The organism is Streptacidiphilus cavernicola (assembly GCF_042510955.1).
Taxonomy (GTDB): domain Bacteria; phylum Actinomycetota; class Actinomycetes; order Streptomycetales; family Streptomycetaceae; genus Streptacidiphilus; species Streptacidiphilus cavernicola.
In genome coordinates this window covers 312,393-339,325 of sequence record NZ_JBHFAB010000004.1, presented here as the reverse complement: position 1 = coordinate 339,325, position 26,933 = coordinate 312,393, and the positions used below count along the sequence as shown (strand labels likewise).

The window sequence follows — 26,933 nt, the reverse complement described above, 5'->3', positions numbered from 1 at the left end:
GGGCCGCCCGCCCCCGGCTCGGGAGGGCTGCTACTGCTGGGCCTGGGCCAGAGCGTTGTCGATGGTCTTGTCCGCGGCCTTGAGACCGGCCGCGATGTCCGTCTGCTTGCCCGACTGGACCGCGATGCCGAGCTGCTGAAGCGTCGTCACGTACCCGTCACCGTCGGCGGTGGCCGGCTGGGTCTGCGAGTTCGGGTTGTTCGCGACGTCCATGAACGTCTTGAAGGCGGCCGGCAGCTTGAGGTCCGGCGACGCCAGCGCGGCGAAGGTGCTCGGCACGTTGTCGATCGCGTTGGCGAAGGTGACCAGCGCGTTGGTGTCGGTGGTCATGTACTTGGTGAACTCCCAGGCAGCGGCCTGCTGCTTGCTGTTCCGGTTGATCGCGATGATCGTGCCGGTCTGGTAGCCCTTGCCGTAGGTGGCGACCTGGTCGTCCGGCACCGGGAACGGCGCGGTGTCCCAGTTGAAGGACACCTTGTCCTGGGTGAGGTTGGCGATCCGCCACTCACCGTCGAGCTGCATGGCGACCTTGCCCTTGTCGAAGGCGTTGGAGGTCCACTCGTCGCCGTAGCCGGTGCGCAGCTTTTCCAGGTGGGCGTAGCCGCCGAGCTTGTTGACCAGGTCCTTGTTGAAGTTGAACATGGCCGCGAAGGACGGGTCGGTGGCCAGGTCCGACTTGCCGTTGGCGTCGAAGAACTTGGCGCCGTACTGGGCCGCGATGTAGCCGGTGTTCTGCTCGTAGTAGTCGTACAGCGGCACGTAGCCGATCTGCTGCGAGCCGTCGCCCTTGGTCAGCTTGACCGCGTCGGCGGCGAGCTCGGAGAAGGTCTTCGGCGGGCTGGCGATGCCGGCCGCCTTGAACATGTCCTTGTTGTAGTACAGGCCGTAGGCGTCGCCGAGCAGCGGCAGCGAGCACTGCTTGCCCTGGTACTGGGTGTAGCCGAGCATCGCCTTCGGGAAGGTCTTGACCGGGTCGATCCCGTCCTTCTTCAGCATCGGGCCGAGGTCCACGAACGCGCCGGTGGAGCAGAACTTGCCGACGTCGGTGGTGGAGAAGTCGGACACCACGTCCGGGGCCGCCGCACCGGTGGCGCGCATGCCCTGGTTCAGGGTGTCCGCGGAGACCGCGGAGACCGCCTTGACGTGGATGTTGGGGTGCGTCTTCTCGAACCCGGCGATGTTGTCGTTGATCGCCTTGAGCTCGTTCGGCTGGCTCCAGCCGTGCCAGAAGGTGATGGTCACCGGCTTGTCGGCACTGCCGACGCTTCCCTTGGAACCGGCGTTGCTGCTGCCGGTACAGCCGGCCGCGGTCAGTGCCAGCGCGGCGGTGCAGGCCAGCACCGCGGTGGCGCGGCCGAGGCGCACGGTGCGGAGTCTCTCGGAGGGAGAGGTCGTCACGGGTTTCCTCCAGTGGGATGGCGGGCGACTGTGCCCGGCCGAGGGGGGAGTTCGTACCTGTTTGCGGGTGTGCTGATCCACGGCTCGGCGCTGGCGCCGGTCCGGGACGTTCGTGGGGGTGTCGGGGCGGTCAGTTGATGGTGGTGAAGACGCGCTCCCTCGCGGTGCCGAGCGCCGACTGCAGCGCGCCGACCACCACCGGGGAGCCCTGGACGGTGCTGATGAGCAGCCGCGGCCTGGGCACGGCCAGTCCGGTCAGCTCCTCCTGGACGAGGGCCCGCAGCTGCTCGCCGCCGGCCTGCGGGATGTCCCCGCTGAGCAGGACCAGCTCGGGGTCGACCACGGCCACGATCGCGGCGAGCCCGGTCGCCAGCCGGTGCGCGAGCACCGCCAGCACCCGGTCGTCGCCCCGCTCGGCCGCCTCGGCGGCACGGGCCACGGCCTCCGCCGCGGTCCGCGCGCCGATGCCGTGCTCCCGTGCCAGCGCCAGCACGGCGGGCGCGCCCGCCAGCTGCTGGAAGCCGCCGGCGTTCTCCCGGCGGACGTTCTTGACCACCGGGGCGCCGGGCAGCGGCATGTAGCCGACCTCTCCCGCGCCGCCGGTGTGGCCCCGGTGCAGCTTGCCGCCGAGCACGATGGCCGCGCCGACGCCGTCCTCGACCCAGAGCAGGACGAAGTCGGAGACCCCGACCGCCTGGCCGACCCGCTGCTCGGCGACCGCCGCCAGGTTCACGTCGTTCTCCAGCGCGACCGGGACGCCGAGGCCCTCGACCAGCTCCTCCAGCAGCCGGGGCGAGTGCCATCCGGGCAGGTGCGGGGCGTAGCGCAGCTTGCCGGTGGCGCCGTCCAGCGCGCCCGGGGTGCCGATCACGATCTGCCGCAGCGCGGACCGGTCAAGACCGGCCGCCGCGGCGGCGGCGTCCACCGCCTCGCGGACCCGGTCCACGGTGCCGCTGGCCTGCCGCCCCGGGGTGGGGTGCCGGTGCTCGGCGACGACCTGGCCGGTGATGTCCGCGACCGCGACCCGGATCCGGGCCGGGTTGACGTCCAGCCCGGCCACGAAGGCCGCTTCCGGGTTGATCTCGTAGAGCTGGGCGCCGGGGCCGGGGCGTCCGGCGGTGGTGCCGACCGGGACCACCAGCCCCGCGCTCTCCAGCCGGGCCAGCAGCTGCGAGGCGGTGGGCTTGGACAGCCCGGTGAGGCCGCCGAGCTGGCTCCGCGACAGCGGGCCCTGCTCCAGCAGCAGCTCAAGCGCCGCGCGGTCGTTGATGGCCCGAAGGAGTCGTGGCGTGCCGGGCTGCGCCGGGTTACCGTTGCCTGCGGCGGTCATCTGCCTCGTCACTCCTCACGCCGGACTCATGGATGCTGGGACATCATCACGCACGCCCCGCACCTGAACTAATAGGAAAGTTTCCTAACGGTGTGCAGGAACGTACGGCCCCCGCCGAGAAGCTGTCAATGCCCTGATCGCCTTCGCCCGCCCAGGAAACCGAAGCGTTACCTTGCGCACACCAAAACGCCCCACCGCGGATCCGCGATGGGGCGCTTATGTAGGCAAATGTCCTACTCGTGCGGAGCTGCCGCCGCCGGAGGCGCCGGAGCCGCCGCCTCAACCGAAGCCACGACCTCAGCCGGCGCCGCAGCCTCGGTCGCTGCCGCCGCCGGAGGCGAGACCTTGCCGATCTGGACGCCGTCGGCCTCCAGCGCCGCCTTGATCCGCTGCCGCAGCTCCCGGGCCACCGGCACCGCCTTGCCCGGCATGGTCTTCGCGGCGACCTGCACCACCACCGTGTCCGCGCCCAGCGAGTCCACCCCGAGCACCTTGGCCGGCTCCCACAACTGCTCGCTCCACGGCTCGTCCTTGGCCATGTCCTCGGCCGCGCGCAGGATCAGCTCCTGCACCCGGACCAGGTCCTCGTGGTAGCCGAGCGGCACCTCCACCGTCGCGGTGGCCCAGCCCTGGCTCATATTGGCGATCCGCTTCACCTCGCCGTTGCGGATGTACCAGATCTCGCCCCCGGCGCCGCGCAGCTTGGTCACCCGCAGCCCGACCTCCAGCACCTTTCCGGTGGCCACCCCGGTGTCGATCTCGTCGCCGACCCCGTACTGGTCCTCCAGGATCATGAACACCCCGGACAGGAAGTCGGTCACCAGGTTCCGCGCCCCGAAGCCGATGGCGACCCCGGCCACCCCCGCGCTGGCCAGCAGCGGAGCCAGGTTGATGCCCAGCACCGAGAGGACCGTCAGCGCGGCCGTGCCCAGCACCAGGAAGGACGCGACGCTGCGCAGCACCGACCCCATCGCCTGGGAGCGCTGCCTGCGCCGTTCGGCGTTCTCCAGCAGGCCCGATATCAACGCGGGCTGGTTGTGCCCGTTCCCCTGGGCCATCCGGGAGACCATCTTGCTGATCATGCTGCGGATCACCGCGCGCAGGATCAGCGCGATCACCAGGATCAGGACGATCTGGACCAGTCCGGTGACCCAGGACTCCCAGTGGCTGCCGAGATATCCCACGGCCTGGCCCGCGCTCGTGGTGGCGCCGTCGAGCGACGGATCGGGGGCTGGGGTCTGCGCGGTCATTCCGTCACCCTATCGAGACCTGACGGGTGCCCCGGCACGGGAAGTGCAATCAGCCAAGATCGTGGGCATGAACTGTGGGGTAGGACACACCGGTCCTGTTCCCCTGGATTGCTGGCGCTGCGGGGAGGCCTGCGGCGACACTGGGGGAGATCGTCCAGCACGGAACCGCAGGGAACCGCAGCACCGGCGCGAGCCACGCGCCGTCGGCGTAAAGGGAGGCCTCGTGCCCTATGTCCTGGTCCTCAACGCGTCCTACGAGCCACTCGGCGTCGTAACGATGCGCCGCGCCCTCGTTCTGGTCCTCGACAAGAAGGCTGTCAGCCTTGAGGACTCCGGGGTCTATATGCACAGCGCCACCAGCGCCCTCGCGGCGCCTTCCGTCGTCCGCCTGACCCGCTTCGTGCGGGTCCCTTTTCGTGGTCCCGTCCCGCTGACCCGCCGCGCGCTGTTCGCCCGCGACGGGGGACGGTGCGTGTACTGCGGTGGCGTCGCAACCAGCGTCGACCACGTGGTGCCGCGCAGCCGCGGCGGCCAGCACCAGTGGGACAACGTGGTGGCGGCCTGCCGCCGCTGCAACCACGTCAAGGCCGACCGCCACCTCGCCGACCTCGGCTGGCGGATGAAGCGACCACCGGCCCCGCCCAGCGGTCTCGCCTGGCGGATCATCGGCACCGGCCACCGGGACCCCCGCTGGCGCCCCTACCTGGAGCCCTACGGCTCCCGTGAGGAGGTCTCCCACGTCGCCCCCGACGTCCCTCCACGCGAGGCTCCGGCCGAACAGCTGTCCGCCTGACCCGACGACACCCTCCGCCCTGCCCGGCAGGCTCCGGAGGGTGTCCCGCGTTCAGGCCCGGCGGGTCACCCGGGTTCGCCGGGGTTCAACGGTCCGACCGGGTCCGGCGCCGGCGGGGCCGCGGGCGCGCTCGGCAGGCCGCTGGGCAGCCCGGTCGGCAGCCCGGTCGGCGGCGCGCTCGGCAGCACCGGCGGGGGCACGCTGACCGGAGTCCCGACCGGGGCGGTGCCCGCGACGGCGTAGAGCTCGATCCCGTACAGCGAGTAGCCGAAGCGGGTGGCCCGCTGCACCCCCTGCATCCGGACGTACCGCACGTCCGGCGCGTCGAAGTGCACCGTCTCGTCGCCGCCCGCGCCGTTCAGCACGGTCGCCGCGGTGGTCCAGTGCTGCCCGTCGGCCGAGGTCTGGATCAGGTACTGCGCGGCGTAGGCGTCCTGCCAGTGCAGCACCGCCTCGCCGAGCGTGGCCGGCTGCGCCAGCTGCAGCTGGACCCAGGCGTCGTCCTGCGCCGGGGAGGACCAGCGGGTGTCCGCCGAACCGTCGTTGACGGCCGAGGCCGGGAAGTCCGGGGTCTCGTCGCCGGACGAGGTCGCGGTCGCGGTCAGCGCCAGGTCGGGTCCTTCGGTCCGCGGGTAGACGTGCACCTGGACCTGCTGGGTGACGGTGTGCCCGGCGGCGGTGAAGCCCACCGGCACGGTGTACGTCCCCGGCGCGGTGCCGTCGGCGGCCCGGAACACCAGCGGCAGCGCCTGGCTGCCGCCCCGGGACAGCGCCACCGCTCCGGGGGCGCCCACGGTCAGGCCCTTGGCGCCCTTGGGCGGCGCCGCCGCGACCGTCCCGCTGGCGCCGCCGACGCCGAGCGCCTGCAGCTCGCCGGTCAGCGTCACCGGAGCGCTGCCGACCTCCAGGTCCACGCTCTGCTCCGGCAGCCGCAGCGCGGCGGTGGGCGTGTCCGCGTACCAGGGCACGATCTGGTTCACCACCGGCGGCGGGCCGCCCGCCGCCCACACCAGCCGGATCCGGTCCACCGGGGCCTTCGGGTCCACCGGCAGCTCGGTGTAGCCGTCCGCGAGCGCGCCGACCCTGACCCAGCCCTGGCCCGGGGCCGCGCTCGCCGGGTGCACCTCGACCGAGCCCACTGACGCCACGTCAGGATCGGTGAGCACCACCACCCGGTCCATCGGCCGGGCGCTGCCCAGCGTCATCGTCAGCGCGTCCCCGGCCTGCGGCGAGGCCACCGCGCGGTAGGGGGCGGCCAGGTCGCCGTCGGCCACCTGGGCGGCGGAGGCCCCGGGCTGCCCGGCCGGGCCGCCGGTGACGGTCGCGGTGGTGCTGCTCGGCGCGGACACCGAGAACTCGCTCACCGCCACCGCGCTGGTCTGCGTCGCGGTGGCGCGCAGGCGCAGGTAGCGGGCCACCGTACCGGCCGGCAGCACCGCGCTGACGGTCCGCTGCCCGGAGTACGCGCCGACCCGGTGCCAGCCGCCGTCGCCGGAGGAGTACTCCAGCACCGCGTGCTGGAGGTAGTCGCCCGCGGCGGCGCTGCCGTCGTCCGCGCCCATCCGCACGGTGACCGTGCCGACCGGCTGGGCGCTGCCGAGGTCGATCCCGACGGTGTCGTCGACCTGCGGCGGGGCGTCGCTCCAGTAGTAGGTGTCCGGGTCGCCGTCGACCATCTGCGACAGGTCATGGCCCTGGGTCGCGTCCATGCTGCTGCTCGGCACGGCCTGCCCGCCGCCGACCCCGGACCAGCTGTTCGACGCGGCCAGCGCGCGCTTCAGGAACGGGTCGAGCACGCCCTCGCCGACGGTGACCCGGGCCTGGGCCAGCTGGGTCACCAGCCGACGCAGCGTCACCTGGGCCGACCAGGCCCGCGCGCCGTCGCCGGAGCGCTGCGCCGCCAGCATGTCCACCGCGGCCTGCCCGGCCTGGCCGTAGGCCGAGAGCTGGGCCAGCCAGGGCGCGTCCTCCGCGCCGAGCGGGGAGTGCGCGGCGGCCAGCACCTGCGGCGCGGTCGCCATGGTGGTGAACGCGGCCCGCAGCGCGGCGGTGTCGGCTGCACTGCCCTGCCCGAGCCGGAAGGCCGCGACCAACGGCCGCAGATAGGCGGACTCCGGCCCGCCGCCCGCCGCCGCCGACGCACTGTTCCCCGCCAACGCCGAAACCGCAGCCGCGGCCTGCTCCGCCGCACCCTGCGTCTGCGGCTCCGCCGCCGTGCCCTGCACCTGCGGCTCCGCCGCTGCCTCGGCCCGGGTCGCCGCCTGCCAGGACGCCGCCGGGTCGTACGCCGCCGGGTTCCAGGCGTAGTCCGCCGCGGTGGCCAGCGGGATCCGCGAGGCCTCCGGCTGCTGCATCGCGTTGACCAGCAGCGCCGCCGACCCGGTCGCCACCCCGGCCTCCCGGCCCAGGTACGGGCCGAGGTAGAGCCGGTCCGGGGCGGAGTCGTTGACCACGTAGTTGTCCTGGGTCACCAGCGGATGCCCGAACGCCTGCGCCGCGGCCGCGGTCTGCGCCGCGGTGATCGTGCCCGGCTGGACCCCCACCCCGGTCCAGGCGACCTGGACCGACGGGTCGAGCCGCTCGGCCAGCTCGCTCCGGTACGGGGTCGCGCCGTCCTGGTAGAACTCGGTGGGCAGGACCGACAGCGGCGCCGCACCCGGGTGCTTGCCCAGGAACCGCTGCAGCACCAACTGCACCAGATCGCTCTGCGCGTCCGCCGTCGCGGCCGGTCCCAGGCCGTAGCGGTCGTGGTCGGCGTCGCAGTGCCAGTGGGTGAAACTGCTGTCCTGGAACTGCAGTTGGAACGAGCGCACACCGAGACCCCAGAGCTGGTCCAGCTTGGCCAGCAGCGCCAGCTTGTCCTTGGCCGAGGTGAAGCAGACCGAGCCGCCGAGCGCCAGGCCGTAGCCCAGGGTGACGTGGTCCAGCGCCGCCTGCTGGGCCAGCGCCCGCAGCTGCGCCTGCTGGGCGGCCGGGTAGGGGTCGCGCCAGCGGCTGTTCCGGTACGGGTCGTCACCGGGGGCGTAGAGGAAGTAGTTCTGCTTGCTGCGGCCCAGGAAGTCGATCTCCGAGCGGGTCTGCTCGGGCGTCCACGGGGTGCCGTAGAAGCCCTCCTCGGTGCCGCGGACCGGAGTGGTCGGCCAGTCGGTGATCCGGACCCCCGGCAGCGCCGGGCCGTGCGCGGTGCCGACCACCAGCTGCCGCAGCGACTGCGCGGCGTTGAAGGTCCCCGCGGCGTCGACCCCGGCCAGCACCACCGCGCCCGCGCCGTCGGCGCCGGTCCGGCCCGCCGCCAGCACGTAGCCGCCCGAGGGCAGTCCGGACGGGCTCAGCGGGGCGTCCTGGCCCCCGGCGGAGGCCAGGTCGCGCAGCGCCCGGTCGGCCCCGCCGCCGGCGCCCTCGGCAAGACCGCCCAGATACACCGTCAGACTCCCGGCGGCGGGCGCCCCGGAAGGACCGTCGGCGGACTCGTCGATCCGCCGCGCCCCCGCGCCGGTCAGCACCTCGCGCACGGCCTGCACCGCCCCGGGGTCGGCCTTCGCCGCGAGCACCAGGGTCACCTGCGCCGGGACCGCGACCGCGGCCCCGTACGGCTGCTGCGCCTGCGGTCGCGGAAACACCTGAGGCACCGTCACCGCGGCCGGAGCCGCCGACCCGGCCGAAGCCGCCGCCGACCCCGTCGGGCTCCCCGGCACCGCCGCCGCGCCGACCCGTCCCACCGCCGGGACCGCGTACGCGCCCTGGGCCCCGGTCACCATCCCGCCGCCGACCACCGCCGCCACCGTCAGCGCCGCGCTCGCGCGCAGTGCCGCGCTGCGCCGACGGCCCTGCCCCGCGGCCGACCTGGCCCGGTCCAGCAGCGGCCGGGTGCCCTTGAGCTCCGAGATCAGCCGATCCGCGGTCTCCGGCGCCAGCCTGCGCGCCGTCCTGGCGGCGGTCCTGCGGGCACTGAGGACGGGCCCCGAGGACACCATCGACTGCAGTGCGGCGTGCTGCTCCAGCTGCCTGCGCAGTCCGCCGCCGACGGCGGCGGGGAGGGAGGGCCGGTGCTCCACGCGGTCTCCTCACAGCGCTGGTGCTGACGTTCGCTAAGACCATCACAGAGAGTGCGGTGCACTGTCAACGATCGAGCAGACCCCGGTCGTTATGTCCGACCAGCCCATGAATGCCGGGTGAACGGCGCCGGACCGCGGCTCGACCCACCCCAATGGCCGGTGTCAGAGCGGACCGGATCCGGGTAGGAGGATCCGTGCCTGCCGCCCGTCCCCACCGCGCCGAGGAGCCTCCGTGGCCACAACGTCCCAACCGTCCGCCGAAGCCGCGGCCCCGGGCCAGCCCGCGGCCCTCGCCGAGCTCGCCCGCGCGCACGGCGTCGACACCGTCCGCGAGGGCCCGGACGGCCCCGCGCCGATCGCCCCGGACACCCTGGTCGCGGTCCTCGCCGCGCTGGACGTGGACGCCTCCACCCCGGACGCCGCCGCACAGGCGCTGGACCGGCTGCACCGGCGCCGGGCCGACCGGCTGCTGCCGCGGCACCTGGTCACCCGCGCCGGACAGCCGCGCGACCTGACCGTCCCGCTGGACACCGAGCTGTGGATCGAGTTCGAGGACGGCCGCCCGGCCCGCAGCCTGGACCACCACCCGGCCGCCGGGCGGATCCCCGGCGACCTGCCGACCGGACGGCACACCCTCTGCGCCCGCCGCTACGGCCGTGCCTCCGCCGCCCCGCTGCTGGTCGCCCCGGCCCGACTGCCGGGGCTGCCGCGGCGCAGCTGGGGCCTGCTGGCCCAGCTCTACTCGGTGCTGTCGCAACGCTCCTGGGGGATGGGCGACCTGGCCGACCTGGCCGAGCTGGCGCAGTGGGCCGGACGCGCCCACGGGGCCGGCTTCGTCCAGGTCAACCCGCTGCACGCGGGCGTCCCCGCGATGCCGGGGCACGGCTCCGACCCGTCCCCGTACCGGCCCTCGTCGCGCCGCTTCGCCGACCCGGTGCACCTGCGGATCGAGGCCGTGCCCGAGTACCCCTACCTGGAGCCCGCCGCCCGCGAGCAGGTGGCCGCGCTGGGCCGCCGGGGCGCAGCGCTGCGCGACGCGGTGCTGCTGCAGGACGGCCTGATCGACCGTGACGCCACCTGGGCGCTCAAGCAGGAGGCGCTGACGCTGCTGCACGCCGTCCCGCGCGGCCCCGGACGCGAGGCTGCCTACCGGGCCTTCCTGCGGCGCGAGGGCACCGCCCTGGACCGCTACGCCACCTGGTGCGCGCTGGCCGAGGTGCACGGCCCGGCCTGGCACTCCTGGCCGGCCGGGCTGCGCGACCCCGGCTCGGCCGCGGTGCGGCGGGCGGCGGCCGAGCTGGCCGAGCGGGTCGAGTTCCACCGCTGGCTGACCTGGCTGGTCGACGACCAGCTCGCCGCGGCCCAGGCGGCGGCGACCGGGGCCGGGATGGCGGTCGGCCTGATCCACGACCTGGCCGTCGGCTGCCACCCCGAGGGCGCCGACGCCTGGGCGCTCCAGGACTGCCTGGCCACCGGCATCTCGGTCGGCGCGCCCCCGGACGCCTTCAACGCCCACGGCCAGGACTGGGGCCTGCCGCCGTGGCGTCCGGACACCCTCGCCGACGCCGGCTACACCCCGTACGCGGGGCTGCTGCGCGGGGTGGTGCGGCACGCGGGCGCACTGCGGATCGACCATGTGATGGGCCTGTTCCGGCTCTGGTGGGTGCCCGAGGGCCGCCCGCCGACGGAGGGGACCTACGTCCGCTACGACCACGAGGCGATGCTCGGCGTGCTGGCGCTGGAGGCCGAGCGCGCGGGCGCGGCCGTCATCGGCGAGGACCTGGGCACGGTCGAGCCGGGCGTGCGCGAGCAGTTGGCCGAACGCGGCATCCTCGGCACCTCGGTGCTCTGGTTCGAACGGGACTACGCCGACGACGCCAAGGGCACCCCGCTGCCGCCGGAGCGCTGGCGGGCCGAGTGCCTGGCTACGCTGACCACCCACGACCTGCCCAGCACCGCCGCCAGGCTCAGCGGCGAGCACGTCGAACTGCGGCACCGGCTGGGCCTGCTGGCCCGTCCGCTGGCCGAGGAGCAGGCCGAGGCCGAGTCCGACGTCGAGGAGTGGCTCGGCGAGCTGGCCGGCGAGGGGCTGCTCGCGGTCTCCCCGTACGGCGAGGGCCCGGCCGCGGACCTGGCCGAGGCCGCGCCGCCCGGCGCCGCGGCGCTGCCGGACGCGGTCGCGGCGCTGCACCGCTACCTGCTGCGCACCCCGGCCGAACTGGTCGGCGTCTGGCTCCCGGACGCACTCGGCGACCCGCGCCCGCAGAACCTGCCGGGGACCTCGTCCGAGTACCCCAACTGGCGCCTCCCGCTGGCCGATGCCACCGGCCGCCCGGCCTCCCTGGAACAGCTCACCGCGGCCCCCCGCACCGCGGCACTGGCCGCCGTCATGAACGAACCGCAGCAGCCCGAACGGAGCGGCTGAACGGTGCCGCCCCCGCCGGGAAGCCCGGCGGGGGCGGCACCACACTGATGACGACCCGTCAGCCCGCCTACCGTCAGGCAACCCTGCCGTCAGGCAACCTGCCGGGCAGGCAACCCTGCCGGGCAGGCAACCCTGCCCGGCAGGTGGTCTGCCCGCCGGGCGTCAGCCCGGACCCGCGGCAGAGGCGTCAGGCGCCCCGCGCCGCCCCGCGGTCCGCCGCCTGCGCCCGCAGCGCCCGTTCGACGCCCGCGCGGGCCTCGACCACCATCCGCCGCAGCGCCGGAGCCGGCTCGGCCTCGGCCAGCCACGCGTCGGTCGCGTCCAGCGTCGCCTGCTCGACCTGCACCGCGGGGTAGAGACCGACCACGATCTGCTGCCCCATCTCGTGCGAGCGCTCCTCGAAGATCCCCTTGATCGCCGCGAAGTACTTCGCGGTGTAGGGGGCGAGCAGCTCCCGCTGGTCGGTCTGCACGAAGCCGCCGATGACCGCTTCCTGGACGGTGTTGGTCAGCGTCTCCGCCTCCACCACCGAGGCCCAGGCCGACGCCTTGGCGTCGGCGGTCGGGCGCGCCGCCCGGCAGGTTGCCGCGTGCGCCTGCCCGGCCGCGGTGTTGTCGCGCTCCAACTCGGCCAGCACCGCGGCCTCGTCGGCCTGCCCGGTGGCGGACAGCCGGACCAGCAGCGACCAGCGCAGCTCGGTGTCCACGGTCAGGCCGCTGATCGGGGCGCTGCCGTCGAGCAGTCCGGCGACCACGGCCAGGTGCTGGTCGGTGGTCGCGGCCGAGGCGAACGCCCGCGCCCAGGCCAGCTGGTGGTCGCTGCCGGGCGCGGAGGAGCGCAGCAGCCCCAGCGCGGCGTCGGCGTACCGGGTCAGGCCCTCGGCCCGCCAGGCCGGGTCGGCGTAGAGGTCCACCGCCAGCTTGGCCTGCCGCTGCAGCGACTGGACCACGCCGATGTCGGACTCCCGGCCGATGCCGCTGAGCACCAGCGACAGGTAGTCGCGGGCGGCCATCTCGCCGTCCCGGGTCATGTCCCAGGCCGAGGCCCAGCACAGGGCGCGCGGCAGCGACTCGGTGAAGTCGGCGATGTGCGCGGTGACGTTCGCCAGCGACTCGGCGTCCAGCCGGACCTTGGCGTAGGAGAGGTCGTCGTCGTTGAGCAGCACCACGGCGGGCCGCTTGCGCCCGGCCGGTACCGGCACCTCGGTCAGCTCGCCCTCGACGTCCAGCTCGATCCGCTCGCTGCGGACCAGCGCGCCGCTCTCGTCCAGGTCGTACAGGCCGACCGCGATCCGGTGCGGTCGCAGCACCGCCGCGCCCTTGGCGCCGGCCGGCAGCGCCGGGGCCTCCTGGCGGATCGCGAACGAGGTCAGCACGCCGTCGGCACCGGTCTCGATCTCCGGGCGCAGCACGTTGATCCCGGCCGTCTCCAGCCAGGCCGTGGACCAGGCCTTGAGGTCGCGGCCGGAGGTCTCCTCCAGCGCGCCGAGCAGGTCGGACAGCCGGGTGTTGCCCCACGCGTGCCGCTTCATGTAGGCCTGCACGCCGGCGAAGAACGCGTCCTGGCCGACGTACGCCACCAGTTGCTTGAGCACCGAGGCGCCCTTGGCGTAGGTGATGCCGTCAAAGTTGACCTGGACGTCCTCCAGGTCGTTGATCTCCGCCATGATCGGGTGGGTGGACGGCAGCTGGTCCTGCCGGTAGGCCCAGGTCTTCATGGAGTTGGCGAAGGTGGTCCAGGCCTGCGGCCAGCGTCCGCCGGCCACCTCGGACTGGCACAGCACCGAGGTGAAGGTGGCGAACGACTCGTTCAGCCACAGGTCGTTCCACCACTCCATGGTGACCAGGTCGCCGAACCACATGTGCGCGAGCTCGTGCAGCACGGTCTCGGCGCGGCCCTCGTAGGCGGCGTCGGTCACCTTGGAGCGGAACACGTACTGGTCCCGGATGGTGACCGCGCCCGCGTTCTCCATCGCGCCGGCGTTGAACTCGGGCACGAACAGCTGGTCGTACTTGCTGAACGGGTAGACGGTGTCGAACTTCTCCTGGAAGTAGTCGAACCCCTGCTTGGTGACCTCGAAGATCGCCTCGCCGTCCAGGTACTGCGCCAGCGAAGGACGGCAGTAGATGCCCAGCGGCACGTGCTGCCCGTTCGGGCCGTCGTAGCTGTCGAACACGCCGACGTACGGGCCCGCGATCAGCGCGGTGATGTAGGTCGAGATCCGCGGCGTGGCCGCGAAGCGGTGCAGCTCGGTGCCCTCGGCGGGGCCCTGCTCGGGCTCGGGGGAGACCTCGTTGCTGATCACCTTCCACCCGGCCGGGGCGGTCACGGTGAACTGGAACGTCCCCTTGAGGTCCGGCTGCTCGAACGAGGCGAACACGCGGCGCGCGTCCGGCACCTCGAACTGGGTGTAGAGGTAGGTCTGCTGGTCGACCGGGTCGACGAAGCGGTGCAGCCCCTCGCCGGAGTTGGTGTACGCACACTCCGCGACGACCCGCAGTTCGTTCTCCGCCGCCAGGCCCGGCAGCGCGATCCTGCTGTCCGCGAACACCTCGGCCGGGTCCAGCGCGGTGCCGTTCAGCACGACCTCGACGACGGCCGGGGCCACCAGGTCGATGAAGCTGGACGCGCCAGGGGTGGCGGCCGTGAAGCGGACCACGGTGGTGGACCGGAACGTGCCCCCCTCGGTGGCCGTGCTCAGGTCGAGCTCGATCTCGTACGCGTCCACGTGGAGGAGCTCAGCCCGGGTACGGGCCTCCTCACGGGTCAGATTGGTGCCAGGCACGCTGCGTGACTCCTTCGTTGACTCTTGCCGCACGCTTGCTACGCGCTTCTCGGCATCCTCCCACGTCGGCCTGTCGGCGCAGCCGCAGCCCGACTCGCGGCCCGGGGGTCAGAGGTCGTACGGGTGCAGCAGGATCCTCGACGTGCGGAAGGCGACGGAACCGCCCGGGGCGAGGGCGCGCCTGGAGTCGTCGGTCTCGACGAGGAGAATCCCGTCCCCCACCCGTAGTTCCACCACCGGGTCGTCCTCCTCTCCGACACCGATCACCGTGCCGGTGACCGTCACGGTCCCGCCCTCCGGGCCTTCGATCGAGCCCGGTGACGGCGGAGCGACCGTCCAGTCGGTGACCTCCTCCGGGACGTCGATCTCCACGTCGAAGTCCCCTTCCCGGGCAGGCGTGGGTCCGGCCCAGAAACCGGCGGCCTCACTCGTCCCGTAACGGAAGACGACCTTTCCCTCGGCGGGGTCAAGGACCCGGAGGACTCTTACTCGCACTCTTCAATCCTAGGGGGACGCGGACCATCGTGTTGCCGACGATCCATTCGTTGGACGGTGAGACGAAGTCCCAGGTCTCCATGTGGAAGTGGAACTTGGTCGGCTTGCTGTTCATCTCGTGGTTCCCGATCCGGATGCTGCGCCGTCCGTCCGCCGAGACCAGGCGGTTCGGGTCGGGAACGCCGGTACGGGGATGGATGTTGGTGTACGGCCCCGGGCCCAGGAAGTCGGTCATCGCCTGGTCGGCGTCCTGCGGTTTGAGCGGCTTCGGAGCGGTCGTCTCGGGCAGCTCGGTGACCTTCTGGTGCGGCGAGAGGCCGAGCGGGTCGCTCCAGGTGTGCGGGTTGTGGACGTAGGTGTCGGGGTTCGGGGCGGGGACCAGGCCCAGCGGGTCGGGGGTGGTGTAGCGGGCGGTCTCGGGGTCGTAGTAGCGGTAGACGTTGTAGTGGAGCCGGGTCTCCGGGTCGAAGTACTGGCCCGGGAAGCGCAACGGCGTGTACGTGCTGCTGTCGCTGGGCCAGGTGGTGTTGCCCCACAGGGTGGGGGTGGCCCGCCAGGCGATGGCGGCGGTCTCCGGGTCGACCAGTTCGGTGGGGGTGCCGACCAGGTCGGTGACGATGGCGAAGAAGCGGCGGTCCACCTGCTCCTGCGCGGTGTCGTCGGAGCCGCCGGGAACGGTGATCGTCTCGGTCTGCGCGAGCGGGCTCAGCCCCTCGTGGTCCCAGCTGAGCGTGTGCGGTCCCGGCAGGTACGGGGCCAGGGTGGTCTGCTCGGCCAGCGTGGACCCGTCCCAGCTGAAGTCGGTGCGTTCGACCACGGATCCGCCGTCCTCGGACAGCCGCAGCTTGGCGGTGCGTCGGCCCAGCGGGTCGTAGAGGTAGCGCCAGACCGCGCCGTCCGGGGTGGTGACCTCGGTGAGGCGGTCCTCGGCGTCGTAGCGGTAGTGCCAGTTGTCGGGTTTCCGGGAGAGCCGGGTGACCTGGCGCAGCACGGTCCGGCCCGCGCCGTCGTAGCCGTAGCGGACCCGCCCGGCCGCGGCCAGTCGACTCCCGGTGTAGGTGCGGTCGCCGAGCGCGGGGCGGGTGGCGCCGGTGGCGGGCCAGTCCGCTTCGGTGAGGTTGCCCGCCGGGTCGTAGGCGTAGCGCTCGGTCCAGCCCTCGGCGTGCACGGCGGTGACCCGGCCGACCGGGTCGAGGTCGAAGTCCCGGCGCCCGGTCAGCCGGTCGTCCACACCGACCAGGTTGCCGTCGGCGCGGTAGCGGTAGTCGCGCTGCTGCAGCGGTGCCGGTGATCCTTCCGGCCCGCTGACGCTCCGCCCGCTCAGGGTCTGCCCGGTGAGGCGGTGCCTGCTGTCCCAGGAACTGGTCAGCGTCAGCGTGTCGCCGATGCCGCGCCGGAGTTCGCGTCCGAGCGCGTCATAGGCGAAGTCCAGGCTCCCGCCGGGGGTGTGCAGCGCCAGCGGCAGGCCCGCCGCGTCGTACGACCAGGCGCTGATGTGCCCGCCGGGCGTGCTGCGCCGGGTGCGGCGGCCCAGCGGGTCGTAGCTGTTGGCGAGGGTACGGCCGTTGCTGGTCTCGGTGAGCAGGTTGCCGAGGGCGTCGACGGTGCGGACCAGGTCGGTGTCCGGGTCGGTGGCCCGGACCAGGTGTCCGGCCCGGTCGTAGGCGTAGCGGGTGACCCGTCCGTCGGCGTCCTTGCCCACGGTCAGCCCCAGGTCGTCGTGGCTGAACCGGGTCACCTGCCCCAGCGGGTTGGTGACGGAGGTGATCTGCCCCGCCGCGTCGTACTGGTAGCCGACGGTGCGCTGCTGGAAGTCGCTCTCGCCGACCACCCGCCCGGCCGCGTCGTAGTGGTACTCCCAACTGCGGCCGAGCGCGTCGGTGACGGCGGTCAACTGCATCTGCGCGTCGTGGGTGAAGGAGATCCTGGCCCCGTCCGGGCCGGTCCTGGCGGCGAGGGTCTCGAAGTGGGTGTACTCGTAGCAGGTGGTCCGTCCGAGCGCGTCGGTGTGCCCGAGCAGGTTGCCCTCGCCGTCGTAGGTCCAGCGCTCGACGCTGCCGTCCGGCGCGGTGCGGACGGCCGGGTAGCCCTCGACGGTCCAGCCGAGCCGGGTGACCGCGCCGGTGGCGTCGGTGACGGCGACGGCCCGGCCGAAGGCGTCCCGTTCGTAGCGGGTGGTCGCGCCGGTCTGGTCGGTGACCTCGGTCGGCAGCCCGGCCGCGTTCCGGCGGATCCGGGTGGCACCGCCCAGGGCGTCGGTGACGGAGACGAGGTGCCCGGCCGGATCGTAGGCGTAGCGGGTGGTCGCCCCGAGCGGGTCGGTGACCGAGGTGCGGTGTCCGGCCGCGTCGTAGGTCTGCTGCCAGACCGCCCCGCCGGCCTCGGTGACCGTCGACGGGAGACTCGACTCGCCCTCGTAGACGGCGGTGCTCTGCTCCCCGTCCGGACGGGTCACCGCCACCAGGTCGCCCGCGCCGTCGTAGGTGTAGCGGGTGGTGCGGCCCAGCGGGTCGGTCACGGACAGCAGCCGGTCGTAGTCGTCGCGTTCGTAGCGGGTGGTGTTGCCGAGCGGGTCGGTCTGCGCGGTGATCTGGGCGTGTGCGTTGACCTCGTAGCGGGTGGTGTGGCCCAGGGCGTTGGTCTCGCTGTGCACCTTGAGGCCGGTGGCCGGGTCGGGATCGCCGTAGTGGAACCGGAACCGCAGCGAGCCGTCCGCCCCGCCCTCGTCCACCACCCGGCCGAGGTGGTCGTAGCTGTACGTGTAGTGGCTGCCGTTGCGGTCGGTCCAGGAGACCACCCGGCCCTGCTGGTCGTTGGCGAAGCGCATCGGCAGGCCGGAGGAGTTGTAGACCTCGCTCAACTGCCCGTCGGTGTAGCCGTAGCGCAGCAGGGCCAGGTCGCCGCCGTCGTCGGCCGCGCCGGCCAGCAGCAGGGCGGTGATCCGGCCCTCCTCGGTGTCCACCAGCAGCCGGTAGCCGCCGCTGTGCACGATCTCGCGCGGGGTGCCGTCGGCGTCGTAGCGGAAGTCGATGCTGTCGCCGGAGCGGTTCCGCAGCCGGGTCAGCAGCGCGGTCGCCCCGCCCGGACGGACCGTGAACTCCCGTTCCAGGCCGGTGGAGGCCTCGGTCAGGGTGTAGTAGCGCTCATGGGCGTCGACGGACAGGTCGAGCCGCCGTCCGGCGCTCGCCTGGACCGGCGGCTGCCCCGGCTCGGGGTGCGGGTAGGCCTGCGAGACCCGGTCGGCGCGCAGGTGCACCACGCCCTCCGGGTCGACCTCCAACCGCTCGTCGAAGCTGCACACCCAGCGCTGCCCCATCCAGCGCCCGGCCCGGTAGCCGGACTCGAAGCAGCGGGTGAACAGCAGCGGCAGCGTCCCGGGCAGCGAGACGTCGGTCTGGTCGATGAACATCCGCCCGGTGGCCATGTCCACCGGTTCGCCGCCGTCGCAGACCGCGTCGTCGTCGCGGCCCGCCTCGCGCGGGTCGGCGACCTGCTCCCGGCCGGTGCCGGGGCCCTGGTGCCCGTCGCCGCCGGACGGCTCCCGGCCGGGCCGGGGTTCACCGCCTCCGCCTTCGTGCGGGACGTGGGGTTCGTCGTGCTTCCCGTCCTCCATCAGCTTCTTGAGCTCGCCGGCGTGCTTGGCGTCGGCCTCGGCGGTGTTCTCGGCGACCTTCTTGAGGTTGTTCCCGGTCGAGTGGTAGAAGTCCTTGACCGCTTTGCCCGCGTCCTCGCCCAGGGTCTTGCCGAGCTTCCGCGCCCCGTCCTCCAGCGCCTGCACGATCCTGTTGGTCACTCGAAGCTCACCCCCGCGAGCTTGGCCTGGAAGGCCTGTGCGTGGCCGGCCACGGTCTCGGCGTGGCCGTGCATGGTCTGCGCGTAGGTCTGCAGCATCTGCGGGTGGATCGAGAAGCCGTCACCCGCGCCGCCCCCGCCCGCACCCCCGCCCGCGGTGACCCCGAGTGCGCCCTCGGCGGCCTGGAACACCAGCCCGGTGACGGCGTTGCCCACGGTCTCGATCAGCGGGCCCATCGCGGCCTCGATCACCTCGCCGATGATGTACTGCTCCAACTGCTGCTCCAGGAAGTCCATCACCTTCTCCGCGGCCTTGACCACCAGCGCCTCGGCGGCCTCGGCCAGCCCGAACGTCGCCACCGCGGCGGCCTGGTCGGCCACGAACGTGGCGGCCAGCACCACCAGTTCGGCGATCGCCTCCAGCTTCATCGCGACGATCACGTCCGCGGCGGCGTCCAGCGCGGCGGCCACCACCTGGCAGGCGTTCACCAGTTCGGTCATATGGCTGTTCGACAGGGCAGCCCACTTGGCCAGCAGCGCGTCGTAGGAGGCACCCTGGTAGGCGTCGGACATCTGCTGGACGGTCGCTGTGGAGTCCTGGTGCGTACTGTCCACGCTGGTGGCGAACTCGGTGATGTGCGAGGAGAGTTCCCGTACCTTGTCCTCGTTCACCTGGGGCCAGTTGACCCCGATGAACTGAAGGAACGACACCACTTCCCCCGGCAGCTCGATCGCCACAGCGCCCCCCAGGCATCAGCGTGCACATGTCGGGACCAAACCTAGTACAGGCCGCCTCCGACACCAGCGGGATGCCGCGATCTAGGGTCGACCCATGCACACGCTCGTCAGCACACCGGCCGGTGAAGCCCGCTACACCCTGTTCCCGGCGTTCCCGGCGTTCCCGGCAACGAAAGGGGCACGAACCCCGCCCCGCGCCCTGCTCGCGCTCGGCCATGGTGCGGGCGGCGGCATCGAGGCCGCCGACCTGCGGGCGCTCGCCGCCGCCCTGCCGCCGCTGGGGATCACCGTCGCGCTGGTGGAGCAGCCCTGGCGGGTGGCCGGCAAGAAGCTCGCCCCCGCCCCGAAGACCCTGGACGCGGGCTGGCTCCCGGTCGTCGCCGCCCTGCGCGCGGCCCACCCGGCCGGGCTCCCGCTGCTGGTCGGCGGTCGCAGCGCCGGGGCCAGGGTCGCCTGCCGCACCGCGGTCGCGACCGGCGCGGCGGGGGTGCTGGCGCTGGCCTTCCCGCTGCATCCTCCGGGCAAGCCGGAGCGCAGCCGGGCCGCGGAGCTCCTGGACTGTCCGGTGCCGACCCTGGTGGTCCAGGGCGCGAAGGACCCCTTCGGCGGCGGTGACGCCTTCCCGCCGCTGGGCGCGCACCAGCGGCTGCTCGCGCTCCCGTACGGGAACCACTCGTTCGCCGTACTGAAGTCCGCCCCGATGAGCGAGACCGAGTTGCTGGCGCTGATCACCGACGGCGTGGGGGAGTGGGCGACGGAATTGCTCTCCGGCCGCTGAAACCCGCCGACGTTGCGGTGGCCGGAGGCTCCGTACCCGTACTTGTCGTATCGGCAGGTGACGCCGAGGATGGTGGTGAACCGGGAGCCGGTCGAATGAGCACTTGATGTGGTCATTATGATGGCCACGGTTTATATGCCTGCAGGGGCGGCGTCATGGCGGACGCCGAAGGTGGCTGAACGGGGAGCGGATCATGACTGGAACCGGCTACGAGGTCGACCTCGACTACCTGAAGTCGACGATCACCAAGCTGCAGACCGTGGTGGACGGCATGGACGGCGCCTGCACCAAGGTCAACTACAACACGAACCTGACGCGCAAGCAGTTCGGCTCCGAGGCGTTCGCCGAGTCCGGGACGCTCTACTCGGCGCACGAGTCGATGAAGACGCAGATCCTGGGCATGATCACGACGCTGCAGAGCATGGTCCAGGAGTTCACCAACAAGACCGCCGCGGTGCACACCGCGTACTCCGACCACGAGACCACGACGAGCGGGCACTTCAGCGCGTCCTGACGGGGTCGACCGGCAGATTCGGAGAGAAACGGGAGGGCACGACAGTGGCGGGAATCAGTGATGCTGCGGCCTACCAGCAGCAGATCGCGGAACAGCAGAAGCGGCAGAAGGCCGCCGACGCGCAGTGGAAGAAGGTCCAGGCGGCGAACGCCGGCGGGAAGACCGGCACGGACGGTTACACCACGGACTTCGAGGCCGCCGGGGGCCTGGTCAACCTGCAGAACATGATCAAGGATGCGGACCCGGACGCCATCAGCCATGTGGCGACCCAGTGGACCACGATTGGCAACGCCCTCGGTGAGAGCGCGACAGACCTCGGCACGCACGTCAACAATCTGCTGCAGAACTGGACCGGGGCGAGTGCGGACGCGTTCCGGGAGAACGCCACCGCCCTGAATACCAGCCTCAACAACGGTGCGCAGTACGCCCACCAGACGTCGTCCGCGATGACCGACGCCTCGATCGCACTGTCGGCGGCGCAGTCCGAGATGCCGTCGATGCCCAGCCGCTGGGACCGCTTCTCCCGCGCGATGACCAGCGAACAGGGTGACATCCAGTTCAAGCAGGACGCGGCGGCGAAGGGGTTGGACTACGCCGTCCAGCACGACGGCTCCCAGCTCTCGGCGGTCGAACAGGCCCACCAGAAGGCCGTCCTGGTGATGGAGAAGGTGGGGGTCCAGTACAACGCCGCCGCCGCGAAGCTGGACGCGCCGCCGAGTTACACCGGCGGCGACGGCTCCTGGCCTCCTCCGCCTTCTTCGAACCCGGGCTCGCCGGTGACCCAGCCCAAGGGCACGGTTCCCGGATCCCCGGGGCAGGGCGGAGCACCGGGTAACGGCGGCGACAACGGGGGCAAGGTCAAGGCGATCCAGGGCGGGGTCACTCCCGAGCCGCCGCTGAAGCTGACGCCGGTCGACGACCCCAGCGGGGTCAACGGCGGTATCGACGGCGGCAAGACGTCGGGCACCGTGCCGCCGTTCGGCAGCACCCTCGACGGGGTGAAGGGCGGTCCGACCACCGGGATCGGCACCGGCGGCGTGGGTTCCGGCGTCGGCGGTGTGGGCGGTGTCGGCGGTGTGGGTTCCGGCTCCGGCGGTGGGGGCGTCGGCGGCGGAGCCTTCGGGGGCGTCGGCGCCGTCGGCATGGGCAGCGCCTTCGGCGGAGGAGTCGGCGGGGGCGGCGGTCGGCTGGGTGTCGGCCTCAACGGCAAGGGCCTCGGCGGCTCGGCCCTCGGCGAGGGTGGCCTCGCGGGTGAGGGCGCAGCGGGTGAGGTCGGCGCCCTGGGCGAGGGCGAAGGACGCCTCGGTGCTGCGGGCGCCGAGGGCGAGGGCAAGTCCGGGACCGGCATGGGCATGGGTATGGGCGGTGCCGGACGCGGCGGGAACAACAAGAAGAAGCGCAAGGCCCGTGCGGCCTACCTGGTCGAGGACGACGAGACCTGGGCGCAGGACGCCGCGCCGAACCCCCCGGTGATCGGCTGACGCGTACTGGTGGGCGACGATGGCATGACCGAGCGCTGTACCGGTTGCCCTGTGGGTCCTCGTACCCGCAGGGCAACCGGCCTGGAGTGAGTGAGACGGGTGACATGGGCTTCAAGCGGGCATTGAGTGCATTTGGCGGAGCGGTGCTGGCAGGCACCCTGGTGCTGACCTCTGCTCCTCTGGCAAGGGCGGACGTGACACGTGACGCCCAGTGGCCGCTGCAGGCCTACAAGATGTCGACGGATGTCTGGCCGCACTCCGAGGGCAAGGGCGTCGTCGTCGCGGTCATCGACTCCGGGGTCCGGGCGACCCATGTGGACCTCACCGGACAGGTGCTGCCAGGAACGGACCTGGTCAATGGCGGCAACGGACAGACCGACTACGCGGACGACGGCCACGGCACGGGTGTCGCCAGCCTGATCGCGGGTCATGGACACGGGAGCGGCGACGCATCGGGTGTGATGGGGATCGCTCCGGAGTCGAAGATCCTTCCGGTGGGGATCGACCCCGGCAAGGGGGACACCCTGACTGTCATCGCGAAGGCCATCCACTACGCGGTGGACCACGGCGCCAAGGTGATCAACATGTCGTTCGGCTCCCCGACCGGAGACTCCGCCGTCGTGGAGGAGGCGGTCGCCTACGCGGAAGCCCATGACGTCGTCCTGGTCGCGGCCTCCGGGAACGACGCCAGGGCGGTGGACAACTATCCCGCCTCGTTCCCCGGGGTGATCTCGGTGGGCGGCGTGGACCAGAACGGGAAGCTCTGGAACGGCGAGACCACCAGCTCGCATCTGACCGTGGTGGCGCCTGCGTTCAATATCGTCCGGGACGGTGGCAGCAGCGACACCAAGATGTACCAGAGCAAGGGCACCAGTTTCGCCGCGGCCTATGTCTCCGCTTTCGCCGCGCTGATCCGCTCCGCCTACCCCAAGCTGACGCAGGGCCAGGTCGTCAACTTCATCATCAAGGGGGCCGACCACAGTCCGGTCGGGTCCGCCGCTCACAACTCGACCTGGGGATACGGGCTCGCCCGGCCCAACTTCACGCTCTGGGCCTCGATGGCGAAGAACCCCGGTCCGGCCGCGGGCCCGCTGCCGCAGGCGACTCTGGCTTCGGCCGCCACCCCCGCGCCCGGGACCGGCAGCAGCAGCTCCCACCCGGCGACCGGCGTCGCCTCCGGCGGTGGGAAGTCCGGTAGCAGCAGCGGCCTGGTCCTCGCCGTCGTCGGCGTGCTGGTGCTGCTGGTGGTCATCGTCGTGATCGTGCTGATCGCCCGTCGGAAGAAGCAGACCCCGGGCGGCCCCGGTGGCCCCGGCAGCGGCGGCACTCCCGGCTACGGACCGCAGACGCCCCCGCCCTACCAGCAGCAGCCGCAGCAGCCCCAGGCCCCGCAGTACCGGCCGCCGTCGTCGCCGCAGCCGTCGCAGCAGCCGCCGTACTACCAGCCCCAGCAGCCGCAGGCCGGTGGCGGCGGACAGCAGCCTCCGCCGTCGGTCTACCAGAACAACCCCTACGCCCAGCCGACCCAGCCCCAGCAGCAGCCCCCCTACTACGGCGGCAACCCCCAGGGCTGACCCGGCGGGTCTCCCGCACCTGCGCCGACCCCGCTTCTGCGACGGCATCGCACCTGGTCACAGCCGGTATGTCGGCAGTGGCTGCAATGCGTCCGGTCTGCCACCGTGGCCCCATGGAGCAGTCCACGCACGCCCACGAGCACCCCCACCCGCACGGCCACGAGCACCCCCACCCGCACGGCCATGCCCACCCGCACAGCCACCCCCACCCGCACCCCCACGCCGACGGTCGCCCGCACACCCCCGGCCCGCACACCCCCCGCCTCCACAGCCACGACCCGGCCGACCGGATCGACCCCGCGCTGACCGCCTCCGCCGAAGGCCTGCGGACTCTGGCGGTCTCCCTGGCCGCCCTCGCGGCGACCGCCGTCGCCCAGTTCGCCGTGGTCGCCGCGAGCCACTCGGTCGCGCTGCTCGGCGACGCCGTGCACAATGCCGCGGACGCGCTCACCGCGCTGCCGCTCGCGCTGGCCTTCCTCCTCGGCCGCCGCCCGCCGACCCGCCGCTACGGCTACGGCTTCGGGCGCGCCGAGGACCTGGCCGGGCTCGCCGTCGTCGCGGTGATCGCCGCCTCCGCCGGGTTCACCCTGTACGCCGCCGTCGAACGGCTGCTGCACCCGCGCCCGGCCACCCACCTGGTCGCGGTGGCCGCCGCGGCGCTGGTCGGGTTCGTCGGCAACGAGTGTGTCGCCCGCTACCGCATCCGCACCGGACGGCGGATCGGCTCGGCCGCCCTGGTCGCCGACGGCCTGCACGCCCGGACGGACGGCTTCGCCTCCCTCGCCGTACTGCTCGGCGCGACCGGCACCGCCCTCGGCTGGCGTCAGGCCGACCCGCTGGTGGGGCTGCTGATCACCGCTGCCGTGCTGCTGGTGCTGCGTGACGCCGCGCGGGCGGTGTTCCACCGGCTGATGGACGCCGTGGACCCGGCACTCCTGGACCTGGCCGAAGCCGCCCTCGCACACCTCCCCACCGACCCGGCCGCCCCCGCCAACCTCACCGCCCCCGCCGGGCCGGTCGAGGTGGGCGGGGTCCGCCTCCGCTGGGTGGGGCACACCCTCCGCGCCGAGGCGGAGCTCGCGGTCGCCCCCGAGCTCAGCGTCGGCACCGCCCGCGACTTCGCCGACCGCGCCGAGCAGGCGCTGCACGCGGCCCTGCCGCACCTCGCCGCCGCGACCGTCCGCCTCTCGGTCCGCCGCCCGCAGCCGACGGACCGTCAGAGCAACGCCGCCTACTTGGACTTGCTGTAGTACTCGATGGAAGGCGTCGACGGGTTCTGGTAACCCGCGACCAGCGTCAGCAGTCCGCCGTTCGGCAGCGCGTAGAGCACGTCCTCGCTGACGAACCAGTCGTTGGCATCCGAGGGCAGCGCGCCGATGATGGTGGACTTGCCCGTCACCGGGTCGAGTTGGACGAAGTGCGGGGAGCCGCTGTAGGTCCCGGTGGAGATCGCGTACACATTGCTGCCGCTGGTGGTCTGCACCAGCACCGCGCCGTGGTCGCTCTCGCCGTTGTAGCGCCACAGCTGGTCGCCGGTGCCGAGGTCGAACGCGACGACCTGGCCGGCCGTACTGGTCGAGTCGGAGAGGTCCTCGGCGCTCTGCGCCACCAGGGTCTGGCCGAGTTTCACCGACGTCGGACTGTTGTTGTCGAGGGTGAAGTTCGACATGTCCAGCTGCTTGGCCGTGCCTGTGCTGCTGTAGATCGACACCGGGCCCTTGGAGTTCGACGACAGCATGGCGACCAGCGGGGAGCCGTTGAGGAAGTACCCCTCGATGACGCTCTGCGACTCCGTCTTCCGCCACAGCCGCTTGCCGGTGGCCGGGTTCAGCGCGGTGAGGGTCTGCTCCGGGGTGACGTCCGCGCAGAAGTCGTTGACGACGACGGCGCCGGTCGTCCCGAACGCCTCTTCGTTGCAGTACTTGCCGCGGGCCGGATTGAGCCAGATCTCCTTGCCGGTCTTGGTGTCGAAGCCGCCGGCCCGTCCGAGGCTGAGCACGGTCGCGACCGAGCCCTGGACGAAGGTGTCGGCGCTGCTCGCCGTCGGATCGGAGCTGTCGGTGAGGTCGACCTTCCAGAGGATCTGCCCGGTGGCGGTGTCCACCCCGGCGACGTAGCTGCAGGAGTGCGTGTCGGTGCCGAAGCCGATGGTGCCGATGCCCGCGCTGTTGACCGTCGGCGACATGGTGCAGGGCTTGGTCGCGTCGGACGGCGGGGTGAGCGTCCAGAGCTTGTGGCCGGTGGCGAGGTCGTAGGCGACGACTCCGGTCCCGGTCCCGGCGCGGACCAGCTCGGTCGAGGTCACCCAGGAGCCGACCATCTGGTCGCCGCTCCCCATCGAGGCCACGGTCCAGGCCGCGTTGAGCGTGTTGGCGTCCTTCCCGTGGCTGCCGCCGCTGTTGTTGACCACGGCGATCACGGTGCCCACGATGGCCAGCGCGAGGACGCCGCCGATGATCCCGAGAACCGCGCCCTTGCGGATGCCGCGGCGGGGGGCGGGGGCCGCCACCGGGTAGCCCTGCTGGGGGTAGCCCTGGGTCTGCGGGTACCCCTGCATCGGCGGTGGCACCGGCGCCGGGTAGCCCTGACCCTGGCCCGCCGGGTATCCCTGCGCAGGCGGAAACCCCTGCTGCGGTGAGGCCTGCGGCGGCGGATAGGAACCGGGCTGCTGCGGATACCCGCCCTGGCCCTGCGGGGGATACCCACCGCCCTGCTGCACCTGCGGGTAGCCGTAACCACCCCCGTACGACGGCGCGGGCGCCTGCGGCTGCCCCTGCGGCGGGTACCCCTGCGTCGGAGCGTAAGCGGGCCCGCCCTGCGCGGCCGGGTACGCCGCCTGCCCGCCCTGCGGCGGCTGCGACGCCGCCCCAGCGGCCTGCACGGGCGCATACGCCTGCCCGCCCTGCGGAGGTACCCCCTGCGCCTGCGGCGGGACGCCGCCCCCCTGCGCGGGCGGGTAGGCCTGCCCGCCCTGCGGCTGCGGCTGCGGCTGCTGCGCCTGCTGCGCCGCCCCGGGGTACGCCTGCCCACCCTGCAGGGCCTGCCCGCCCTGCGGCGCCTGCGGCTGCCCCGCCTGTGCCTGCGGCCCGCCCTGCGCCTGCGGCTGCCCCGCCTGCGCCTGCGGCCCACCCTGCGGCGCCTGCCCCTGCGGCGGCGTCGCGAGCTGCGTAGGCGTGTACTGCGGCTGCCCGCCCTGCGGCGGCTGCGCGGGGCCCTGCGGCGCTGCTGCCGGAGGCTGGTACAGCTCGGTCGGGGTGTACCCGGGCGGCGGCGCCGCAGACGGGCTGGCCGAAGGCGGGGTGACCGCAGGTGAGTCGGCCGCAGATGAAGTCACCGCAGGCGGGGCGTCCGCAGGCGCGTTCGCCGACGAACCGTCAAGCACCGTCTGCGGGTGGTCCTCCGGCGGCTGCCCACCCTGTCCCGTCGTGTTCTCCGCCATCCCCCGCACGCACCTTTCCCGACTGTCCCGAGCGAATTCCGCCACAACTCGGACGACATCGTAGGCCGCAGCCGCACCGACCCGCG

Annotated in this window: 16 protein-coding genes; 7 read left to right on the top strand and 9 right to left on the bottom strand. The window is 73.0% G+C overall.

Annotated elements, in window-relative coordinates; genetic code table 11:
- Nucleotides 1-30: 30 nt before the first annotated feature.
- From ACEZDE_RS07870 to ACEZDE_RS07860, 3 genes are all read right to left on the bottom strand, one after another.
- A complete protein-coding gene (locus ACEZDE_RS07870) occupies nucleotides 31-1,398 on the bottom strand; it encodes an ABC transporter substrate-binding protein (protein WP_380533865.1) in 1,368 nt (455 codons plus the stop codon).
- 130 nt (nucleotides 1,399-1,528) lie between these two features.
- Nucleotides 1,529-2,728 carry an ROK family transcriptional regulator gene (locus tag ACEZDE_RS07865; protein WP_380533863.1) on the bottom strand — a complete coding sequence of 400 codons (1,200 nt, stop codon included), beginning with the start codon at nucleotides 2,726-2,728 and terminating at the stop codon, nucleotides 1,529-1,531.
- A gap of 233 nt (nucleotides 2,729-2,961) precedes the next feature.
- Complete coding sequence (locus ACEZDE_RS07860; RefSeq protein WP_380533861.1) at nucleotides 2,962-3,978, bottom strand: mechanosensitive ion channel family protein; 1,017 nt, start codon at nucleotides 3,976-3,978, stop codon at nucleotides 2,962-2,964.
- A 223-nt stretch (nucleotides 3,979-4,201) separates the two neighbouring features.
- Between ACEZDE_RS07860 and ACEZDE_RS07855 the strand changes: the two genes are divergently transcribed.
- Nucleotides 4,202-4,771 carry an HNH endonuclease gene (locus tag ACEZDE_RS07855; protein ID WP_380533860.1) on the top strand — a complete coding sequence of 190 codons (570 nt, stop codon included), beginning with the start codon at nucleotides 4,202-4,204 and terminating at the stop codon, nucleotides 4,769-4,771.
- Nucleotides 4,772-4,836: 65 nt separating this feature from the next.
- Here the strand turns inward: ACEZDE_RS07855 and ACEZDE_RS07850 are convergent, their stop codons facing one another.
- Nucleotides 4,837-8,826: a beta-N-acetylglucosaminidase domain-containing protein gene (locus ACEZDE_RS07850; protein WP_380533859.1), complete on the bottom strand. Its 3,990-nt coding sequence runs from the start codon at nucleotides 8,824-8,826 to the stop codon at nucleotides 4,837-4,839.
- A 232-nt stretch (nucleotides 8,827-9,058) separates the two neighbouring features.
- On the opposite strand from ACEZDE_RS07850, the gene malQ reads away from it, so the two are divergent.
- Nucleotides 9,059-11,251, top strand: a complete 2,193-nt coding sequence (gene malQ, locus ACEZDE_RS07845) for a 4-alpha-glucanotransferase (protein WP_380533858.1) — start codon at nucleotides 9,059-9,061, stop codon at nucleotides 11,249-11,251.
- Nucleotides 11,252-11,438: 187 nt separating this feature from the next.
- Here malQ and pepN read toward each other — a convergent pair whose 3' ends face one another.
- The 4 genes from pepN to ACEZDE_RS07825 all read right to left on the bottom strand — a co-directional run bounded on the left by pepN (nucleotide 11,439) and on the right by ACEZDE_RS07825 (nucleotide 19,034).
- Entirely contained in the window at nucleotides 11,439-14,036 is a 2,598-nt protein-coding gene (gene pepN / locus ACEZDE_RS07840) for an aminopeptidase N (protein ID WP_380533856.1), read from the bottom strand.
- Between the two features lie 108 nt (nucleotides 14,037-14,144).
- On the bottom strand, nucleotides 14,145-14,408 hold the full coding sequence (locus tag ACEZDE_RS07835) for a hypothetical protein (protein WP_380533854.1): 264 nt from the start codon (nucleotides 14,406-14,408) through the stop codon (nucleotides 14,145-14,147).
- A 94-nt stretch (nucleotides 14,409-14,502) separates the two neighbouring features.
- Nucleotides 14,503-18,324, bottom strand: coding sequence for a DUF6531 domain-containing protein (locus ACEZDE_RS07830; protein ID WP_380533852.1), 3,822 nt, complete (start codon nucleotides 18,322-18,324; stop codon nucleotides 14,503-14,505).
- Nucleotides 18,321-19,034, bottom strand: a complete 714-nt coding sequence (locus ACEZDE_RS07825) for a WXG100-like domain-containing protein (protein WP_380533850.1) — start codon at nucleotides 19,032-19,034, stop codon at nucleotides 18,321-18,323. The genes ACEZDE_RS07830 and ACEZDE_RS07825 overlap by 4 nt, the downstream gene beginning before the upstream one ends.
- A 121-nt stretch (nucleotides 19,035-19,155) precedes the next feature.
- Between ACEZDE_RS07825 and ACEZDE_RS07820 the strand changes: the two genes are divergently transcribed.
- The 5 genes from ACEZDE_RS07820 (at nucleotide 19,156) to ACEZDE_RS07800 (ending at nucleotide 24,658) form a co-directional block, all read left to right on the top strand.
- Entirely contained in the window at nucleotides 19,156-19,839 is a 684-nt protein-coding gene (locus ACEZDE_RS07820; protein WP_380533848.1) for an alpha/beta hydrolase family protein, read from the top strand.
- Nucleotides 19,840-20,032: 193 nt separating this feature from the next.
- Complete coding sequence (locus ACEZDE_RS07815) at nucleotides 20,033-20,353, top strand: hypothetical protein (protein WP_380533846.1); 321 nt, start codon at nucleotides 20,033-20,035, stop codon at nucleotides 20,351-20,353.
- 44 nt (nucleotides 20,354-20,397) lie between these two features.
- Complete coding sequence (locus tag ACEZDE_RS07810) at nucleotides 20,398-21,834, top strand: WXG100 family type VII secretion target (protein ID WP_380533844.1); 1,437 nt, start codon at nucleotides 20,398-20,400, stop codon at nucleotides 21,832-21,834.
- Nucleotides 21,835-22,028: 194 nt separating this feature from the next.
- Nucleotides 22,029-23,408, top strand: a complete 1,380-nt coding sequence (locus tag ACEZDE_RS07805; protein ID WP_380533843.1) for a S8 family serine peptidase — start codon at nucleotides 22,029-22,031, stop codon at nucleotides 23,406-23,408.
- 113 nt (nucleotides 23,409-23,521) lie between these two features.
- The gene (locus tag ACEZDE_RS07800; RefSeq protein ID WP_380533841.1) at nucleotides 23,522-24,658 is read left to right on the top strand and encodes a cation diffusion facilitator family transporter; all 1,137 of its coding nucleotides are present in this window, start codon (nucleotides 23,522-23,524) and stop codon (nucleotides 24,656-24,658) included.
- On the opposite strand, the gene ACEZDE_RS07795 is transcribed toward ACEZDE_RS07800, so the two are convergent.
- Nucleotides 24,640-26,847 (bottom strand): outer membrane protein assembly factor BamB family protein, encoded by a 2,208-nt coding sequence (locus ACEZDE_RS07795; protein WP_380533839.1) that lies wholly within the window; start codon nucleotides 26,845-26,847, stop codon nucleotides 24,640-24,642. The genes ACEZDE_RS07800 and ACEZDE_RS07795 overlap by 19 nt on opposite strands.
- Nucleotides 26,848-26,933 lie beyond the last annotated feature (86 nt).